Genomic DNA, 19,151 nt, shown 5'->3' with positions numbered 1-19,151 from the left:
TTGCAACGCCCTGCCCGCTTGCATAGCAACATCCCATGCGCGCCGAGTTCCGATCCACCCCGCTTCCGCCCCCTCCGCTCCAGTTCAACATGGCGGCCCATGTGCTGCGACATGCGCCCGCGCAGCCCGACAAGCTGGCGCTGCAGGTGGTGCGCCCGACCGGGGCCGAACGTTGGTCTTACGCGCGCCTTGAAGCTGCCGTGCGCGGCGCGGGCGCGGGCATGGCGGCGCGGGGCCTTGCGCCGGGCGACCGGGTTCTGTTGCGGCTCGGCAATACGCCCGAATTTCCGGTGGCCTTCCTCGGCGCGATCGCGGCGGGGTTTGTGCCGGTGCCGACCTCGTCGCAGCTGACGCAGGCCGAGATCACCAAGATGGCGCGCGATGTCGAGCCCGCGCTGGTGATTGCGGGCGAAGGTATCGCGCTGCCCGACCACCCCGCCCCGGTCGTGACCGAGGCCGAGCTGCGCGGCTTCGAGGCGCTGGCGCCTTGCGACTATGTTCTCGGCGATCCCGAGCGGCTGGCCTATCTGGTCTTTACCTCGGGCACTTCGGGGCGCGCGCGGGCCGTGGCACATGCCCATCGCGCGATCTGGGCGCGGCAGATGATGTATCAGGGCTGGTACGGGATTTCCGAGGCCGACCGGCTCTTGCACGCGGGCGCCTTCAACTGGACCTATACGCTGGGCACCGGGCTGATGGACCCTTGGGCGGTGGGCGCCTCGGCGCTGATCCCGGGCGCGGGCGTGGAGCCCGCGCAGATCCCGCTGCTGCTGAAACGCTTTGACGCGACGATTTTTGCTGCCGCACCGGGCGTTTACCGGCAGATCCTCAAGCACCACGACAGGCTCGCCCTGCCGCGCCTGCGCCACGGGCTCTCGGCGGGCGAAAAGCTGCCCGAGGCCACGCGGAGCCGCTGGAACGCGGCGAGCGGCACGATGATCTACGAGGCGCTCGGCATGTCCGAATGCTCGACCTTCATCTCGGGCTCGCCCGCGCGCCCCGCCCCCGAAGGCACCTCGGGCTATCCGCAGGACGGGCGCCGGATCGCGGTGCTCGATGTCGAGGGCGCGGTGGTCGATCGCGGCCAGCCCGGCACGCTGGCAGTGCATGCCTCGGACCCGGGGCTGTTCCTGGGCTATTTCAACGCCCCCGAAGAAACCGCCTCGCGCTTTTTTGGCGAATGGTTCGTGACCGGCGATACGGTGTCGATGGCCGAGGATGGCGCAATCGCCTATCTCGGGCGCGACGATGACATGATGAACGCGGGCGGGTTCCGGGTTTCGCCGCTGGAGGTCGAGGCGGCGATGGCGACCTGCCCCGGCGCGGGCGAGGTGGCGGCGATCGAGCTGCGCGTGAAAGACGACGCCTCGGTGATCGCGCTGGCCTATACCGGGACGGCCAGCGATGCTACGCTCTGCGCCCATGCCGAGGCGGTTCTGGCGCGCTACAAGCAGCCGCGGATCTACGCGCATCTGCCCGCCCTGCCCCATAACGCCAATGGCAAGATCAACCGCCGCGCGCTGCGCCTCGACTGGCCCGAGAAGGAGTAAGCCATGACGCCCCTCGACATCTTCATCGATCCGGTCTGCCCGTTTTGCTACATCGGCAAGATCCGCCTGGATCGCGCCTTGGCCGAGCGCCCCGATCACGGGTTTTCGCTGGCCTGGCATCCGTTTCAGCTGAACCCGACGATGCCCGCGGGCGGCATGGCGCGCGCCGATTACCTTAAGGCCAAGTTCGGCCAGGATGGTGCGGTCGGCATGACGGCGCAGGTGATGGAAATCTGCGCCGAAGACGGCATTCCGATCGACATGCTCGGCGTCGGACGCCAGCCGAACACGCTTGATGCGCATCGGCTGATCCACTGGGCGGGGCTCGAAGAGGTGCAGACGCCCGTGGTCAGCGCGCTGATGCAGGCCTATTGGGTCGAGGGGCGCGATATCGGTGAGCGTGCCGAACTGGTCGAGATTGCGCAATCGGTCGGGCTCGATGCGGTGCTGATCGAGCGGCTTCTGGCCTCGGATGCCGACCGCGAAGAGGTGCTCTTGCGCGACACCCATGCGCGCGAGCGCGGGATCAAGGCTGTGCCGACGTTCATTCTGTCGAACACCCACGCGATCGAGGGCGCGCAGCCGACGCAGCTTTGGCTTGAGGTCATCACCGAGCTGCGCGGGGCTGCGCCAAGCGCGCCGCGCCAATAGGGTTCGGCGCACAGACGCACAGCCGGCTGCGCGTTTCTTACCAATGGCCCCTGCGCGGGCCAGCGCCTATGGTGCGCGCACCCGTTCAAGAGATTTACTGACGTGACCCCTTCTTCTCCTGCCAGCTCGACGCCCGAGCGCACGCTCTCGCTTGCCGAATTCACCATGATGCTCGCGATGCTGGTCGCGACCGTGGCCTATTCGATCGACTCGATGCTGCCCGCCTTCCCCGAGATCGCAAAAACCTTCTCGCCCGATGATCCGAACCGCGCGCAGCTGGTGCTGACGGCCTTCATGCTGGGCATGGGGGGCGGCACGTTCATCGTTGGGCCGCTGTCGGATACGTTCGGACGCAGGCCGATCATCCTGCTGGGGGCTGCGATCTATATCGCGGGCTCGGTGGCCGCCGTTTACGCGCAGACGCTTGAGGCGCTCCTGATCGCGCGGGTCGTGCAGGGGCTGGGGGCCTCGGGCGCGCGGATCGTGTCGATGGCGCTGGTGCGCGACCTTTATGCCGGGCGCGAGATGGCGCGGGTGACCTCGTTCATCATGATGATCTTCATCCTCGTGCCGGCACTCGCGCCCTCGATCGGGGCGGTGTTCATTTCCTTTGCGGGCTGGCACGGGGTGTTCTGGTCCTTCGTCGGCTTCGGGTTGATCGGGGTCAGCTGGCTGTTCCTGCGCCAGCCCGAGACCCTGCCGCCCGAGCGTCGCCGCCCGCTGCATCTGCGCCCGCTCTGGCAGGCGATTAAAGAGGTTCTGTCCGACCGGAATGTGCGGTTCTACATCGCGATCCTGACGCTGGGCTTCGGGCAGATGTTCGCGCTCCTGTCCTCGGCGCAGCAACTTTTCGCGGCCCATGGCGTGACCGAGAATTTCGCGCTCTGGTTCGCGGCGATGGCGCTGCTGGCGGGCACGGGCACGATCTTCAACATCAAGTTCGTGATGACGCTGGGCATGCATCGCATCGCCTCGGGCGCCTATCTGATGCAGATCGTCTCCTCCTCGATCATGTTCGCGCTGGCCTGGTCGGGCGTGACCGAGGCCGCGAACGGGTTCTATTTCGTCTTTGCCTGGGCGGTGACGGTGTTCTTCATGGCGGGCGTGACCTTCGGCAACCTGAACGCGCTGGCGATGCAGAAGCTCGGCCATATCGCCGGGATGGCGGCCTCGGTGATCACGGCGATCTCGACGCTGGGCGCGGTGGCAATCGCGGCGCCGGTGGGGCTGTTGTTCGACGGCACGCCGCGGCCGATCGTGACCGCGACGCTGATCTGTTCGGCGCTTGCCTGGCTGATGATGAAGCGCACCGAGCGCTAAGGCCGCACGCCGGGCGGGTCACCCCTTGCCCGGCGCCGCCACTTTTACCGCCAGATCGCGCGCCAGCGCAAAGGCGCCCTTGAGCCGCTCGGCCTCGTTCGTCCAGTCCTGCAGCAGCGACAGCTTGTTGCCCGAGATTTTCGCGCGCCCTGCCTGCGCGGTGATGAACTCCACCAGCCCCGCGGGGTTCGGGAACTTGTCGTTGTGAAACTGGATCGTCGCGCCCTTCGGCCCGGCGTCGAGCCGCGCGATATGGGCGCGCTTGCACATCGCCTTGATCCGCACCACCACCAAGAGCGTGTTCACCTCGCGCGGCAGCGGGCCGAAGCGGTCGATCAACTCGGCCGCGAAGCCCTCGAACTCGACCTTCTTCTGCAGCCCCGAGAGGCGGCGATAGAGGCCGAGGCGCACATCCAGATCGGTCACATAGCTTTCCGGGATCATCACCGGCACGCCCAGATTGATCTGCGGCGCCCATTGGCCGTCGGCCTCGATCTCGCCCAGCGCACCCGATTTCAGCTTGGCGATCGTCTCTTCCAGCATCGCCTGGTAAAGCTCGTAGCCGACCTCCTTGATATGGCCCGATTGCTCCTCGCCCAGAAGGTTGCCGGCGCCGCGCAGGTCAAGGTCCTGCGAAGCGAGGCTGAAACCCGCGCCCAGACTGTCGAGCGAGCCCAGAAGCCGCAGCCGCTTCGTCGCTTGCGGCGTCAGAGGCAGGCGCGGCTTCGTGGTCAGATAGCAATAGGCGCGGGTCTTGGCGCGCCCCACCCGGCCACGGATCTGGTAAAGCTGCGACAGGCCGAACATGTCGGCGCGATGCACCACCATCGTGTTCGCGGTCGGAATATCGAGGCCGGATTCCACGATCGTCGTGGCCAGAAGAACGTCGTATTTGCCGTCGTAAAACGCGTTCATCCGGTCATCAAGCTCGCCCGCCGCCATCTGCCCATGCGCCACAAGATAGCGCACCTCGGGCACGTGGGTCTGCAGGAACTCCTCGATCTCGGGCAGGTCCGAGATGCGCGGCACGACGTAGAAACTCTGGCCGCCGCGATAATGTTCGCGCAACAGTGCCTCGCGGATGGTCACCGTGTCGAACTCGCTGACATAGGTGCGGATCGCGAGGCGGTCGACCGGCGGCGTGCCGATGATCGAGAGGTCGCGCACGCCCGTGAGGCTCATCTGCAGCGTGCGCGGGATCGGCGTCGCGGTCAGCGTGAGCACGTGGATTTCCGAGCGCATCTCTTTCAGGCGCTCCTTGTGGTTCACGCCGAAATGCTGCTCTTCGTCGATGATCATCAACCCGAGGCGCGCGAATTTCACCGATTTCGCCAGCACCGCATGGGTGCCGATCACGATATCGACCGAGCCGTCGGCCAGCCCCGCGCGGGTCTCGGCGGCGGCCTTGGCGGAGACAAAACGCGAGAGCGGGCGCACGTTGATCGCGGTGCCCCGGAAGCGGTCCGCGAAGGTCTTGTAATGCTGGCGCGCGAGCAAGGTCGTCGGCGCGATCACCGCGACCTGCTGGCCCGCCGAAGCCGCGACAAAGGCCGCGCGCATCGCGACCTCGGTCTTGCCAAAACCGACATCGCCCACGACGAGGCGGTCCATCGGCGTGCCCGAGCCGAGGTCATGCACCACATCCTCGATCGCCGCCATCTGGTCGTCGGTTTCCGAATAGGGGAAGCGCGCGGAAAACGCTTCCCAGTCGTGATGGGGCACGTCCAGAACGGCCGCCTTGCGCAGGTGGCGCTCGGCCGCGATCCGCATCAGCTTGTCGGCGATCTGGCGGATGCGCTCCTTGAGCTTGGCCTTCTTCGCCTGCCAGGCGCCACCGCCGAGCTTGTCCAGAAGCCCGTCTTCATGGCCGAAGCGGCTAAGCAACTCGATGTTCTCGACCGGCAGGTACAGCCGGTCGCCGCCCGCATATTCGAGCCAGACGCAATCATGGGGCGCGCCGAGCGCCGTGATCGTTTCCAGCCCCTTGTAGCGTCCGACGCCATGATCGACATGCACCACCAGATCTCCGGGGCTGAGCGTCTGATGCTCGGTCAGGAAGTTCTCGGCCTTGCGGCGGCGCTTCGGGCGCGAGACCAGCCGGTCGCCCAGCACGTCCTGCTCGGAGATCACGGTGATCGGCGCGCTGCCCTCGACCTCGAAGCCCTGATCGAGCGCCCAGACCGCGAGGTTCACCCCCGCGCCCAGCTCGCGCGCGTCGCGGATGAGCCGCGCGCCCAACAGCCCCTCGTCCTCCATCAGCCCCTTGAGGCGTTCGCGCGCGCCCTCGGACCAAGAGGCAATCACCACCGGGCCCAGCGCCAGCCGCGCCTCGACATGGGTTTTCAGCGCGCTGAACAGGCTGAGGTTCTCGACCTGACGCTCGGGCGCGAAATTGCGCCCGATCCGCCCGCCCGCGTTCAGGATATTGGGTCCGGGCGGCGCAGCCAGCACCTGCAGCCGCACGACGCGGCGCGGCGCAAGCGCGCCTGCCCAACCCGCTTCGTCAAGATAGAGAAGCCCCGGCGGCGCGGGTTTATAGACGCTGTCGAGCCGGTCGCGCCGCGTCATCGCCTCGCGCCGCGTGTCATATTGGTCCGAGATCGAGATCCAGCGGGCCTCGCGCTGCGCCTCGATCTGGTCGTCGAGCATGACCGAGGCCTCGGGCAGGTAGTCGAAGATCGTTTCAAGGCGTTCCTGAAAGAAGCCCAGCCAATGCTCCATCCCCGCGTGTTTGCGCCCGGCGCTGACCGCCTCGTAGAGCGGGTCTTCCGCGCCGCCCGCGCCGAATTCGATGCGGTAATTCTGCCGGAACCGCGTGATCGAGGGCTCGTCGAGGATCACTTCGGAGACGGGTGCCAGATCGACCGCCTTCAGCTTTTCGGTGGTGCGCTGCGTGACCGGATCGAAGCGGCGCGCGCCGTCGAGCACATCGCCAAAAAGGTCCAGCCGCACCGGGCCACCCTCGCCCGGCGGGAAAATGTCGATGATGCCGCCGCGGATCGCGTAATCGCCGGGCTCCGAGACGGTCGAGGCCGGGCTGAACCCCATACGCACGAGGAAGGCACGCAGCGCGGATTCGTCCACACGCTCGCCGACGCGGACCGAGAAGCTTGCGCTAGCCAACAGGTCGCGCGCGGGCACCCGCTGCATCGCCGCCGAAAGCGTGGTCAGCAACACCACCGGCCCGCGCAGCCCCGCCTGCAGCCCTGCGAGCAAGGCCATCCGCGCGGCGGATACATCGGGGTTCGGAGAGACGCGGTCATAAGGCAGGCAATCCCAGGCCGGGAAGCTCAGCACTACCGCGTCAGGCGCGAAAAAACTCAGCGCCGCGCGCATCGCCTCAAGCCGGCGATCGTCGCGCGCGATGTGAATGACGGATTTGCCGCGCCCAAGCTCCTTCGCCACCAGCCGCGCGTCGAAGCCCTCGGGGGCGCCCGAAAGAAGAAAATGCTCCATGGCTCCGAGGTATCGGAGGCGGCGGCGGTGTCAAGCGTCAGAACACCGAATAGCGCAGGTTCTGATACATCCCCCAAAGCGCCGTCACCACGATCGCCACCAGCCCGACCGACTGGATCGTCAGCCGATGACGCGCCAGCACCTGGATCAGCAGCTCAACCGGCATCCCGGTTTCCAGCCCCGGCTCCAGCCGCTTGGCCAGCCGCAGCGAGGCCAGCCAGACAATGCAGAGCGGACATGCCAGCAGGAACACCGCCTGCGCCAGCTCGGAGTCGTAAAGGAACCCGGTCACGGCCAGAAAGCTCAGGATCGCGGGCACCAGCCCCGCCAGCACAAGCCCCGCCTCGCGCGAAATCCCCATGATGCGGCGCACGTTGACGCGGGTGATGTCATGCAGATCCTCGCCGGCCACGCCGCCGCGCCGCCGCGCGCGCAGCACCATGTCATAGGGCACGCCCAGCACCCAATGCGAGGCCGTCGACCAGGTCACCGCCAGCGCAATCCAATACCAGAGGTTCGAAAAGGACCGAATGGCAATCAGGTCGAAAATGGTCTGGAAAACGGTCACGCGCGCCTCTTTGCCCAATAGAACCAGCTTTGTCCGGAATGGCGTGCTGTTGCAAGGCCCGTCTGGGGCGGCGCGCTGCCCTGCGGCATAGGCGATGCTTGCGGCGGGCGGCGATCCGTGGCACCGAAAGCGGGACCAGAAGGAGACCGAAGATGACCCCGATCCTGCCGCCCTTCCCGCGCACCCGCCTGCGCCGCATGCGCCGCACGCCCGCGCTGCGCGACCTCGCGCAAGAGCATCGCCTGAGCGTCAAGGACCTGATCTGGCCGATCTTCATCACCGACGTGCCCGGCGCCAATGTCGAGATTTCCTCGATGCCGGGCGTGGTGCGGCGTGATTTCGACGCCGCCATCCGCGCCGCCGAAGAGGCCGCCGAGCTTGGCATTCCGGCGATCTGCCTGTTTCCCTACACCGATCCGGGCGTGAAAACCGAGACCTGCGAGATGGCCTGGGACCCCGACAATTTCGTCAACCGGGTGATCCGCGCGATCAAGGAGCGCGTCCCCGAGGTCGCGATCATGACCGATATCGCGCTCGATCCCTATAATGCCAACGGCCATGACGGGCTGGTCCGCGAAGGGATCATCCTCAACGACGAAACCGTTGAATGCCTTGTGAAAATGGCGATCGCGCAGGCCGAGGCCGGGGCCGATATCCTGGGGCCCTCGGACATGATGGACGGGCGGATCGGGATGATGCGCGACGCGCTCGAGGCGGCGGGGCACAAGGAGGTGACGATCCTCTCTTATGCGGCGAAATACGCCTCGGCCTTCTATGGCCCGTTCCGCGATGCGGTCGGCGCGTCGGGCGCGCTCAAGGGCGACAAGAAGACCTATCAGATGAACCCCGCCAACACCGAGGAAGCGCTGCGCCTGATCGCGCGCGACATCGCGGAGGGCGCCGACATGGTGATGGTCAAGCCCGGCATGCCCTATCTCGATATCTGCCAGCGCGTGAAATCCGAGTTCGGCATGCCGACCTATGCCTATCAGGTCTCGGGCGAATACGCGATGCTGATGGCGGCGGTGCAGAACGGCTGGCTCGACCATGAGAAGGTGATGCTGGAAAGCCTGATGGCCTTCCGCCGGGCGGGCTGCGACGGGGTGCTGACCTATTTCGCCCCGGCGGCGGCGCGGCTGATTCAGGGCTGAAACCGGGTGGCGGGAATTCGCGCTTTTTGCGGCCATGCCCGCAAGAACAAGTGACAAACCGCCTGTCCTGCCCTATAGATTGTGGGAACGGGCCAAAATAAGGCCCGACCACCTGAGCGGAGCAGTTCCATGAGCAATCTTACCAGACGCAATCTTCTCGTGCTGGGCGGGGCCGGGATCGGTCTTGCGGCCTGCGGCAACGGCATTGGCACGAATGGCGCACAGCGGCTTGACTCGCGTGTCGATGCGGCGCGCAATTTCCTGCAGACGAAATACCCCGGCACGCGCGAGCTTGAAAGCAAGTCGGTCGGCGCCCTTTACATGCCGCTGATGACCGAAGCGGGCTTTGGCCTTGGCGGCGGTTACGGACGCGGCGCGCTGCGGATTAACAATGTGACCGTCGATTACTACTCTGCAACCTCGGCCTCGATCGGCTTCCAGATCGGCGTGCAGCAATATGCCCACGCACTGTTCTTCATGACGCCCGAGGCGCTGGCCGATTTCCGCCGCGCGGATGGCTGGGAACTGGGCGCGGATGCGCGTTACGCGCTGCCCGATCGTGGCGGCGCAATCGGCGCCGACACCACCACCGCGCGCGCGCCTGTGATCGCGCTGGTCTATGGCCAGGCGGGGCTGATCGCGGGTGCAACGCTCGCCGGCACGAAGTACACGCGGATTATCCCATAATATCAGGATAATAAGAGCCAATCCTAACGCAGAATCAGAAGTGGCGCGAAGAATCAAATTCGCGCCACAATCATTTGATGTTATTGATAAAAGTCCGGTCAGCTACCGAGAATCGCACGCACATAATTGCGCGTTTCGCGGTAAGGCGGGATTCCGTTATATTTTGCAACGGCTTCCGGCCCGGCGTTATAGGCCGCAAGCGCCAGACGCCAGCTGCCGAAGCGATTGTACATCATCCGCAGGTAGCGTGCCCCGCCATCAAGGTTCTGATGCGGATCATGCGGGTTCACACCGAGCTTCGCCGCCGTGCCCGGCATCAGCTGCGCAAGCCCCAATGCGCCCGCGTGCGAGCGCGCTTTCGGGTTCCAGCCGCTTTCCTGCTGCACAAGCCGCAGGAACAGGTCCGCCGGCACACCATGGCGCGCCGCCGCCTCTTTCGCGGCCCCAAGATAGGCGCCCCGATAATTGCCCTTGTAGCTCGGCAAGGAGGCCGTGCTCAGCGCGGCTTTCGCGCCGCCCGGCTGGAGGCGCGTCGAGTTCTCATATTGCCCGGCGGCACGCGTATCGAGCACGCGCATCTTGCCCGCCAGAACGGCGCCCGCGCTCGATTTGCTGGACGACCCGCTCAGCCGCAACCCTTCGGCCGCAGCCGGCACCGCCAGCGCCGCGATCAACACGAAGCTCGCCGCGCCTTGCAGAAACCCTGCCCGTCTCGTCATTCTCACACATCCAAACCGTTGATACGCGCGGCATTATAGGCAAAACCCGCGCGGGACAAAGCGCGATTTCATGCCGCAGCCCAAGCGCATCGCAGGCCTGCGCAAAAAGCCGCTCAGGCGCGCTGTTCGGTCAGGTCGCCCGCGGTCAGCAGGTCTTCGACAAAAACCGAGACAAGCTGCGTGCGCCCGCTGACCCCGGCCTTGCGATAGACGGCGTTCAGATGGGTCTTGATCGTGGCCTCGGACGAGCCGCGAAGCTCGGCCACCTCGGCGATCGAGAAGCCCTTGATGGTGAAGCCCGCGACATCGGCTTCGGCGGGCGTCAGGCCCCAGGCGCGGAATTTCTGCTCGATCACCTCGGAAAGCGCGCCGCGCGCCACCGAGAGCGCTTCGGCGCTGCGCGCCTCGCGTTGCAGCATCACCCAGAGCACGCGGCTTTCGACGACGATCCCCGCGATCAGCCCGAGGTTGGCGATGGTTTCCAGCCCCAGATGCAGCGCCTCGCTGCCCGAGGCCGAGAAATCCTCGATCACGTCAACGATGAAAAACCCGGTGCAGGCGGCCTGCACCAGGATCAGCAAGAGCAGGCCGAGTTCGAGGCGTCGGCTGGTCATGGGCATGCGGGGATCTTCCTCTCAGACGCGATCTTGCGGGTCGATCTGCTTATAGCCGGTGACCATGGCGCGGGGAAGGTTGATCCGCAACCGGCGCGATTCCACGAACACGGCGGCGATATGCGCGACAACCGAAATCTCGGCCCAGCCGACGAGGCCCTCGTGCAGCTCTTCGAGCCATTCCGCGCCCCAGAACGTCAGCGTGGTCATCGCGTAACCGGTCACACCGATCGCGATCAGCGTGGCCAACAGGTTGTAAATCATCAGCGCACCCAGCGGCGAGTGGCCAAGATGGATGCGGCGGCGGCCACGCGCCATGTCCTCAAGCTGGCCGATCGCAGCAGCGGGCGACGGCGGGAAATCGCTGAACCGCGCGTGGCGCGTGCCGATCAGCCCCCAGAGAACGCGCGCCAGAACCAGCCCCAGCACGACAAACCCCACGTTCTGATGCAACTTGCTTTCCGGGTCCGACAGCACCGCCTCGAACGCGAAGGCCCCGACCAGCGACCAGTGGAACAGCCGGACCAGCGGGTCCCAGACATAGTGACGCCCGGGCGTCGCGGCGTGCTGCGCGCCGATGTGATCTTGTAGCGTCATGACAGGCTCCTTTCCTGGCGAGGGAGCAAGGCGCGGGCCGATCAGCCCCGCGCCCCGCGATCCGATCAATCCTCGTTCTTGACCTTAACGATCTCGTAGGCGTCGTTCAGGTAGATCTCGAGCTTGGCGCCATCCTTGATCGCGTAGACCTCGATCATGCCGTCTTCCATCTGCACCGAGCGCACATCATAGCCCTCGGCGGTGAGTTTCTCGGTCACGGCCGCGCTGGTCGCCGGATCGACCTTTTCCGAGGCCATGCCCATGCCGGCGAAGCCCATCAGAAGCGCAGTGGCGGCAATCGTGCGAACAATCGTCATTTCGTCTCTCTCCGAAATTCGGCCCGGCACCTCGCCGCGGCCTCTGGGGTGAATTTCGCGCCGCCAGCCGTGCCGCGCTATCGTCTCGGAGGCTGAAAACCACGATCCCAAACCTAAGGTTGAGCCCCCGCGTGGCGCTTTCAGGGCCGGGCCGCTTGGTCTATACCCGTGCCCACGGTATTCAGAATCGCCGGGCATCGACCCGGCTGGCACGCAGGGCGGAGGAATTCATGGCAGGCAGCGTCAACAAGGTCATTCTGGTCGGCAATCTCGGGCGCGACCCCGAGGTGCGCTCCTTCTCGAACGGCGGTAAGGTCTGCAACCTGCGCATTGCCACCTCGGAAAGCTGGCGCGATCGCAACACCGGCGAGCGCAAGGAACGCACCGAATGGCATTCGGTGGCGATCTTTTCGGAGGGGCTGATAAAGGTTGCGGAGCAATATCTGCGCAAGGGTTCCAAAGTCTATCTTGAGGGTAAGCTGCAGACACGGAAATGGCAGGACCAGTCGGGGCAAGATCGCTACACGACTGAGGTTGTGCTGCAGGGCTTCGACGGAACGCTGACGATGCTTGACGGCCCGCAAGGCGGCGGCCAGGGCGGCGGCTACGGTGGCGGCCAATCCTCGGGCGGCGGCTATGGCGTCGGTTACGACGATCCGGGCTATGGCGGCGGCAATCAGGGCGGCGGCCAGCCCTCGGGTGGCGGGCGCTCGGATTTCGACGACGAAATCCCGTTCTGATCCGACCCGACACAACGACCAAGGGGGCCCGCGCGGCCCCCTTTTCGTTTCTTCCTGGCATCAATACGTCGGGGGTCAGGGGGCAGAGCCCCCTGCCTTCTCAGCCCAGCTTGCGCAGCCGCGCGATCAGCGACGAGGTATCCCAGCGGTTGCCGCCCATCTTCTGCACATCCTTGTAGAACTGGTCGACCAGCGCCGTGACCGGCAGGCTCGCGCCATTCTCGTTCGCCGTGCGCAGGCAGATATCCAGATCCTTGCGCATCCAATCCACCGCGAAACCAAAATCGAAACGGTCCTCTTCCATCGTCTTGTAGCGATTGGCCATCTGCCAGCTGCCCGCCGCGCCCTGGCTGATGACTTCGACCACATCCGAGATCGAGAGCCCCGCTTTTTCCGCGAAATGCAGGCTCTCTGACAGCCCCTGCACCAGCCCGGCAATCGCGATCTGGTTGCACATCTTGGTCAGCTGCCCGGCGCCGCTCTGGCCCAGACGACGGCAGATCTTGGCATAGGCCGCGATCACCGGTTCGGCCGCGTCATAATCTGCCTGATCGCCCCCGCACATCACCGACAGGACCCCGTTCTCGGCCCCCGCCTGCCCGCCCGAAATCGGCGCGTCAACAAAACCAAAGCCGCGTTCTTTCGCGATGCCGTAAAGCTCGCGCGTGACCTGCGCCGACACCGTGGTGTGATCGACAAGGATTGCCCCCTCGGACATGCCGTCAAAGGCGCCGTCCGGCCCCGCGCAGACCGCGCGCAGATCGCCGTCATTGCCGACGCAGGTCATCACGAACTCGGCGCCATGGGCGGCCTCGGCGGGCGTACGCCCAAGCGAGCCGCCATGCTGCGCGACCCAGGCCTCGGCCTTCGCGGTCGAGCGGTTATAGACGCGCAGCTCATGGCCTTTCGCCGCCAGATGCCCCGCCATCGGATAGCCCATCACGCCCAGCCCCAGAAACGCCACTTTCGCCATCTGTCTTCCTCCGCTCATGCGCGCGCTGGCGCGTTGAAAATCCTTCTGCCCTGACTTAGTAACCAACGGCAGGGGCCCGTCAACCGATGGCAGGGCGCGACAGATCGACAGGGGCGCGATGATCACCTTCTTCCAATGGCTGGTTCGACTGGTCTCTCTGGCGATTTTCGCGAGTGTCGGATTGGGGCTTGGCGCCTATTATTTCGCCGCCCGGTCGCTGCCCGATTACGATGAAACCCACGAAGTCAGCGGCATCTCCGCGCCGGTCGAGATCGTGCGCTCGACCGAGGATGTGCCCCATATCTTTGGCCAGAGCGACGAGGACGTGTTCTATGGTCTTGGCCTCGTGCATGCGCAGGACCGGCTCTGGCAGATGATGCTGATGCGGCGCACGGTGCAGGGGCGGCTCTCGGAGATGTTCGGACCCGAGACGCTGCGGACCGACGAACTGATGCGGCGCCTCGATCTTTACGGTGCGGCGGTGGCCTCGCTCAGTGCGCAGGACGCGCGCACCATGGCCGCGCTCGAGGCCTATGCGCGCGGCGTTAACCAATGGATCGAACTGGTTAACGACGGCGCGCGCGGCCGTGGCGCCCCGGAGTTCTGGATGTTCTCCAGCGAGATCTCCTATTGGACGCCGGCGGATTCGCTGGCGATCCTGAAACTGATGGCCTTGCAGCTTTCCACCCAGACCGAGACCGAGGTGCTGCGCGCCCGCGTCTCGATGTTGGGCCAGGATTTCGCGCGTGACATCCTGCCCGAGATGCCCGGAACGGGTGTCGCCACCCTGCCCGATTACGCCGCGCTGTTCCCGTCGACGCCGCGCGCGCCGCAAGACACGGCCGCGCTGCGCCCGCCGCTTTACCCGGTGCCGCCGCGCGCGCTGGCGGGCGCCTCGAACGCCTTTGCCGCCGCGCCTGCGCGTTCGGCGGCGGGCGGTTCGCTTCTGGCCAATGACCCGCATCTGCCGCTCTCGGCGCCGACGCTGTGGTATCTGGCGCGGCTCGAACTGGCCTCGGGCGGCGTCATTGGCGGCACGATTCCGGGGATGCCGCTGATCCTGTCGGGGCGCTCGGACGCGCTGGGCTGGGGCGTGACCAACGCCTATCTCGACGATCTCGACGTGCTGATCGAAGAGCTCGACCCCGAGAATACCGCGCGCTACCGCACGCCCGAGGGCTGGGCCGAATTCGACACCCGCCGCGTCATCATCAATGTGAAAGACGCCGAGCCCGTCACGCTGACCCTGCGCTGGAGCGAAAACGGCCCGGTTCTGCCCGGCAGCCATTTCAACCTGGCCTCAATCACCCCGCCCGGCCATGTTGCGGCGATCCGCTGGACCGCGCTGAGCGCGGACGACCCGTCGATGAGCGCGGCGATGGCGCTGATGCATGCGCCCTCGATCGCGGCCGCACTGGAAGGCACGCGCGGCTTTGTCGCCCCGGCGCAGAACCTGACGCTGGCCGATCGCGACGGCGTGGCGCTGGCGATGCTGGGCGCGATGCCCGCGCGCGATCTGCGCCATGTGACGCAGGGCCGGATGCCCGCGCAGGGCTGGCTGCCGGAAAACCGCTGGACGGGGCTTTTGCCCGCCGCTCAGGCGCCGCGTTTCGTGCAGCCCGAGGGCGGGATCGTCATCAATACCAACAACAAGCTGGTCGAGCGCCCCTTCCCCTATCACCTCAGCTATGACTGGGGCGACAGCCAGCGCGTGCAGCGCCTGACCCGGCTGATGGGCGAGCGCGAGGTGCATACGCGCGAAAGCTTCATCGCGGCGCAGCTTGATACCGTCAGCCCCGCCGCGCGCGGGCTGTTGCCGCTGGTCGGCGCGGATCTGTGGTTCACCGGCTCGCCCGCCCCCGAGGGCACGCGCGAGCGTCAGCGCCAGCGCGCGCTTGAACTGCTGGCGGCCTGGGACGGTGACATGAACGAGCATCTGCCCGAACCCCTGATCTTCGTTGCCTGGATGAACGCGCTGCAAAGCCGCCTGATCCGCGACGAGCTGGGGCCGCTGGCCTCGGAATTCACCCATCTGGAGCCCTTGTTCATCGAGCGCGTCTATCGCAACACCGAAGGCGCCGCGCGCTGGTGTGATGTGATGCAATCGGCCCCGATCGAGACCTGCACCGATATCGCGCGCATGGCGCTGGATGAGGCGCTGTTGGGGCTCGAGGCGCAATATGGGCCGAATGTCGAAAGCTGGCGCTGGGGCGACGCGCATGAGGCGCATCACGATCATGCGGTGCTGGGGCGCACGCCTGTGCTGAACTGGATCGTGAATATCCGGCAATCGACCTCGGGCGGGGATTTCACGCTCAATCGCGGGCTGATGGCGGGCGACGGCCCGAACCCCTATGCCGATGTCCATGCGGCGGGCTACCGGGCGGTGTACGATTTCGCCGACCCAGACAGCTCGGTTTTCATTACCGCGACCGGCCAGTCGGGCCACCCGCTGTCGCGCCATTACGACGATCTGTCGGAGCTGTGGCGCCGGGGCGAGTATATTCCGATGTCGTTGGACCCCGATCTGGCGCGCGCGGCGGCGGCGGGCATCACCTGGTTGCAACCGAAAGCCGCGGAGGCAAACTAAGCATCGCCTTGCAAGGCCTTGGTTTCGCGTATTTTTGCCAAGAAGAAGGCGGAGGCGTCAAAGCGCGCGGAAGCGGGCGCGCTGGGTTTCCGTCCAGCTGAGTTCAATCTCCCAGCCGGTCTCGCCCTGGGTTTCTTCGCGCACGACATTCTGTTCGTGGAGCCAGGCGTGTTGGCGGCCGGCGGCGAAGGGCAGATGCAGGGTTTCGGTGATCCGTTCCTCGGCGAGGCGCTCTTCGATCGCGGCCAGGAGCGGGTCGAGCCCCTCGCCGGTCAGTGCCGACACCGCCTGAATGTCGCCGCGCCGCGCGTCTTGCACCAGAAGCGCAGCGCGCAGCTCGGGTGAGAGCGCGTCGATCTTGTTCCAGACCTCGATCAGCGCGACATCCTCGTCGACGCCGAGCGATTCCAGGATTTCGCCGACATCTTCGGCCTGTTCCTCGGTCTCGGGATGGGCGATGTCGCGGACATGCAGGATCAGATCCGCCTCCAGCACCTCTTCGAGCGTGGCGCGGAAGGCGGCGACCAGCTCATGCGGCAGATCCGAGATGAAGCCCACCGTGTCCGAGAGGATCACCTTGCGCCCCGAGGGCAGCGTGACGCCGCGCATAGTCGGGTCGAGCGTGGCGAAAAGCATGTCCTTCGCCATCACCTCGGCGCCGGTCATGCGGTTGAAAAGCGTAGATTTTCCGGCGTTCGTATAGCCCACGAGCGCAACAATTGGGAACGGCACCTTGCGGCGCGCGGCGCGGTGCAATTCGCGGGTTTTCACCACCTTGGCAAGCTGGCGGCGGATGCGGATGACTTGCTCGTCGATGGCGCGGCGGTCGGCCTCGATCTGGGTCTCGCCGGGGCCGCCGACGAAGCCAAGCCCGCCGCGCTGGCGTTCGAGGTGGGTCCAGGCGCGCACGAGGCGGGTGCGTTGGTAGCTGAGCGCCGCGAGTTCCACCTGCAGCACGCCTTCGCGCGTGCGGGCGCGATCGGCGAAGATTTCAAGGATCAGCCCGGTCCGGTCCAGAAGCTTGACGCCCCATTCCTTTTCCATGTTGCGTTGCTGCACCGGGCTGACCGGCCCGTCGACCAGCACAAGGTCGACCTCGGCGGCCTTGAGGCGTTCCTTCAACTCGGCCAGCTTGCCGGTGCCGAAAAGATGCCCGGCATGGGGTTTGGGGAGCGAAACGACCTCGGAACCGACCACGTCCAGATCCGGCAGGGCCGCGGCCAGCGACACGGCCTCGGCCAGCCCGTGTTCGGGCAAGCGTCGAGACGCCACCGCCTTCATGGCGGGGTGGAGCACCCAGGCCCGCGTGGGCCGCTCGCGAGAGGAAACCGGCTCGCTCAGTCGTCGCCCTCGTACAGAGAGATCGGCTGACCCGGCATGATCGTCGAGATCGCGTGTTTGTACACCAGCTGGCTCTGCCCGTCGCGGCGCAGCAGCACACAGAAATTATCAAACCAGGTAATCACGCCCTGAAGCTTGACCCCGTTGATCAGAAAGATCGTGACCGGAACCTTCGCCTTGCGCACATGATTAAGAAATGCGTCCTGCAAGTTTTGTTTATCGGCAGCCATTGCTCTTGCCTTTATTTTTGTCGCGCGTTTCGGGCGGAAATCCGCCCTTAACTCAGTATGAAGATTTCATACCGAGATTCCAGCCCCAAATTCAGCCTGTTAGGGCTTTGGCTCCGGCGCGCGTTCAGCTGCGCCAGAATTCGGGGTTGAAGAGCGCGACGATGGCCAGCGTCTCGAGCCGGCCCAGCACCATCGTCATCGCCAAGATGAACTTGGTGCTGGTGTCCAGTTCGGCCCAGCTGAGCGGCACCGAGGCGGCGAGGTCCGCGAGCGGCCCGGTGTTCGACAATGCGGCGATGGTCAGGATCGTGGCCGGTTCGAAATCGAGCCCCGCCAGCGACAGCGCCCCCATCACCACCGCGATCGCCAGCGCGAAGAGCATGAAGAACACCCAGGCGATATAGGCTCCCTCACGGCGCAGGTGGCGCTCCACGGCGCCGCCGCCGAGCACCGAGCGCGGGTAGATCATCTTTTGCAATTCGCGCTCGCCGTGACGCAAAAGCGCGTAGACCCGCAGCAGGCGCACGCCGCCGGTGGTGGTCGCAACCCCACCGCCGACGATGGCGAGCCCCGCCAGCACCAACCCCGAGGTCGGAAGCCCCGACCATTGCCGCGCCTCGCCCCAGGCGCTGGAATCGAAGCCCGTTGTGGTCAGGAACGAGAGCGCGGTGAACAGCGCGCCCCAGAACGCGCTGAAGGCGGCGGCGGGCTGCGCGCCCGAGACCTCGAGCGTCGCGATCCAGTGGCGCAGCACCAGAAGCAGGCTCACGCTGAGCACGAGGGTTGCGGCCAGCACCAGCTCCGGGTCGTTCCAAAGCTTGTCCGACGCCCGCAGCTCGCCCCCGCCCGGCCAGAACCGCCGCGACAGGGCCGGAAGAAAGAACACCAGCAGGAATGCCTCGCCAGCGAAGCCCGAGGGCGCGGCATCAACGCCCCCGATCGGCGAAATCCCCGAGGTCGCCAGCACCGACATCGCGTGGCACAGCGCCACCAGCGAGGGATCGCCCGCAATCAGCAAAAGTATCCAGAGCACCAGCGTCAGCCCGGTGTAGACGGGCAAAAGCCGCAGCACGTAATGGCCCAGCCGCACCGAGGTATCGGCCACGCCATCGCGCCGCGCGGCAGAGAAAAACGAGCTCGAGCCGATCTCGGTGCCTGCAAACACCTCGAAGCCGCCAAGCCGCAGCGGCGCCAGAACCGCGATCGCCATCACCAGCATCAGGAAACCGCCAAGCCAGCCCACCGTCGCGCGCCAAAGATGCAGCGAGGGCTCCAGCCGCTCGGGCGCATACAGCGTGCCGCCCGTGGTGGTGAGCGCCGAGACCATCTCCCACCAGCTGTTGAACAGCCCGGTGTCGGGCACCGCCTCGTTGAAAGGGATCGCCAGCATCAGCGGCAGAAGCGTGAACGCCCCCAGGAGCGTCAGCAACTGGTTGCGCGCGACATGGCCGGGCGCGTTCGCCGCCGTCGCCAGCCCGATCAGCGCCGAGACGAACAGGAACAGCGTGCCGGTGTAGAAAAATGGTCGCGCGACGTCATGCTCGCGCACCGCCAGAGCATGGGCCGCCGGCAGATACATCGCCAGCGCGCCGATCCCCATCAGGATCACGAAAATCGGCAGCCTATGCAGCAGCGCAAGCATCTGCG

The 19,151-nt window shown here is 66.2% G+C and carries 17 protein-coding genes; 7 read left to right on the top strand and 10 right to left on the bottom strand.

The window, feature by feature from the left end:
• The first annotated feature begins 35 nt into the window (after positions 1-35).
• The 3 genes from CLN94_RS07020 to CLN94_RS07010 all read left to right on the top strand — a co-directional run bounded on the left by CLN94_RS07020 (position 36) and on the right by CLN94_RS07010 (position 3,521).
• Positions 36-1,550: a class I adenylate-forming enzyme family protein gene (locus tag CLN94_RS07020; RefSeq protein ID WP_096432563.1), complete on the top strand. Its 1,515-nt coding sequence runs from the start codon at positions 36-38 to the stop codon at positions 1,548-1,550.
• Between the two features lie 3 nt (positions 1,551-1,553).
• Entirely contained in the window at positions 1,554-2,201 is a 648-nt protein-coding gene (locus CLN94_RS07015) for a DsbA family oxidoreductase (protein WP_096432561.1), read from the top strand.
• 165 nt (positions 2,202-2,366) lie between these two features.
• A complete protein-coding gene (locus CLN94_RS07010) occupies positions 2,367-3,521 on the top strand; it encodes a multidrug effflux MFS transporter (protein WP_425439450.1) in 1,155 nt (384 codons plus the stop codon).
• A gap of 18 nt (positions 3,522-3,539) precedes the next feature.
• Here the strand turns inward: CLN94_RS07010 and mfd are convergent, their stop codons facing one another.
• Together mfd and CLN94_RS07000 are read right to left on the bottom strand one after the other, a co-directional pair.
• On the bottom strand, positions 3,540-6,977 hold the full coding sequence (mfd, locus tag CLN94_RS07005) for a transcription-repair coupling factor (protein WP_096432559.1): 3,438 nt from the start codon (positions 6,975-6,977) through the stop codon (positions 3,540-3,542).
• A gap of 37 nt (positions 6,978-7,014) precedes the next feature.
• Positions 7,015-7,545: a component of SufBCD complex gene (locus CLN94_RS07000; protein ID WP_096432826.1), complete on the bottom strand. Its 531-nt coding sequence runs from the start codon at positions 7,543-7,545 to the stop codon at positions 7,015-7,017.
• A 152-nt stretch (positions 7,546-7,697) separates the two neighbouring features.
• On the opposite strand from CLN94_RS07000, the gene hemB reads away from it, so the two are divergent.
• On the top strand, positions 7,698-8,696 hold the full coding sequence (gene hemB, locus CLN94_RS06995; protein WP_096432557.1) for a porphobilinogen synthase: 999 nt from the start codon (positions 7,698-7,700) through the stop codon (positions 8,694-8,696).
• A gap of 129 nt (positions 8,697-8,825) precedes the next feature.
• Positions 8,826-9,383 carry a lipid-binding SYLF domain-containing protein gene (locus CLN94_RS06990; RefSeq protein ID WP_096432555.1) on the top strand — a complete coding sequence of 186 codons (558 nt, stop codon included), beginning with the start codon at positions 8,826-8,828 and terminating at the stop codon, positions 9,381-9,383.
• A gap of 98 nt (positions 9,384-9,481) precedes the next feature.
• On the opposite strand, the gene CLN94_RS06985 is transcribed toward CLN94_RS06990, so the two are convergent.
• The 4 genes from CLN94_RS06985 to CLN94_RS13970 all read right to left on the bottom strand — a co-directional run bounded on the left by CLN94_RS06985 (position 9,482) and on the right by CLN94_RS13970 (position 11,630).
• Positions 9,482-10,102, bottom strand: a complete 621-nt coding sequence (locus CLN94_RS06985) for a lytic transglycosylase domain-containing protein (RefSeq protein ID WP_096432553.1) — start codon at positions 10,100-10,102, stop codon at positions 9,482-9,484.
• Between the two features lie 113 nt (positions 10,103-10,215).
• Entirely contained in the window at positions 10,216-10,722 is a 507-nt protein-coding gene (locus CLN94_RS06980; RefSeq protein WP_096432551.1) for a helix-turn-helix transcriptional regulator, read from the bottom strand.
• Between the two features lie 15 nt (positions 10,723-10,737).
• Positions 10,738-11,313: a cytochrome b/b6 domain-containing protein gene (locus tag CLN94_RS06975; protein ID WP_096432549.1), complete on the bottom strand. Its 576-nt coding sequence runs from the start codon at positions 11,311-11,313 to the stop codon at positions 10,738-10,740.
• A gap of 65 nt (positions 11,314-11,378) precedes the next feature.
• Positions 11,379-11,630 (bottom strand): PepSY domain-containing protein, encoded by a 252-nt coding sequence (locus CLN94_RS13970; protein WP_179300258.1) that lies wholly within the window; start codon positions 11,628-11,630, stop codon positions 11,379-11,381.
• A gap of 230 nt (positions 11,631-11,860) precedes the next feature.
• Here CLN94_RS13970 and ssb point away from each other — a divergent pair, with 230 nt between their 5' ends.
• Positions 11,861-12,370, top strand: coding sequence for a single-stranded DNA-binding protein (gene ssb / locus CLN94_RS06965; RefSeq protein ID WP_096432545.1), 510 nt, complete (start codon positions 11,861-11,863; stop codon positions 12,368-12,370).
• Positions 12,371-12,470: 100 nt separating this feature from the next.
• Here the strand turns inward: ssb and CLN94_RS06960 are convergent, their stop codons facing one another.
• Positions 12,471-13,343 (bottom strand): NAD(P)-dependent oxidoreductase, encoded by an 873-nt coding sequence (locus CLN94_RS06960; protein ID WP_096432543.1) that lies wholly within the window; start codon positions 13,341-13,343, stop codon positions 12,471-12,473.
• 118 nt (positions 13,344-13,461) lie between these two features.
• Between CLN94_RS06960 and CLN94_RS06955 the strand changes: the two genes are divergently transcribed.
• Positions 13,462-15,933, top strand: coding sequence for a penicillin acylase family protein (locus tag CLN94_RS06955; protein WP_096432541.1), 2,472 nt, complete (start codon positions 13,462-13,464; stop codon positions 15,931-15,933).
• Positions 15,934-15,990: 57 nt separating this feature from the next.
• Here the strand turns inward: CLN94_RS06955 and hflX are convergent, their stop codons facing one another.
• The 3 genes from hflX to CLN94_RS06940 all read right to left on the bottom strand — a co-directional run bounded on the left by hflX (position 15,991) and on the right by CLN94_RS06940 (position 19,146).
• Entirely contained in the window at positions 15,991-17,274 is a 1,284-nt protein-coding gene (gene hflX / locus CLN94_RS06950; RefSeq protein ID WP_483880053.1) for a GTPase HflX, read from the bottom strand.
• Positions 17,271-17,504, bottom strand: a complete 234-nt coding sequence (gene hfq / locus CLN94_RS06945) for an RNA chaperone Hfq (protein WP_096432537.1) — start codon at positions 17,502-17,504, stop codon at positions 17,271-17,273. Before hfq ends, hflX begins: the two co-directional genes overlap by 4 nt.
• Positions 17,505-17,628: 124 nt before the next feature.
• Positions 17,629-19,146, bottom strand: a complete 1,518-nt coding sequence (locus tag CLN94_RS06940; RefSeq protein ID WP_096432535.1) for a potassium transporter TrkG — start codon at positions 19,144-19,146, stop codon at positions 17,629-17,631.
• Positions 19,147-19,151: the final 5 nt, after the last annotated feature.

Origin of the sequence: Pseudothioclava arenosa, assembly GCF_002358085.1 — a bacterium.
GTDB lineage: Bacteria > Pseudomonadota > Alphaproteobacteria > Rhodobacterales > Rhodobacteraceae > Pseudothioclava > Pseudothioclava arenosa.
This window is presented reverse-complemented; position numbering and strand designations above follow the sequence as displayed.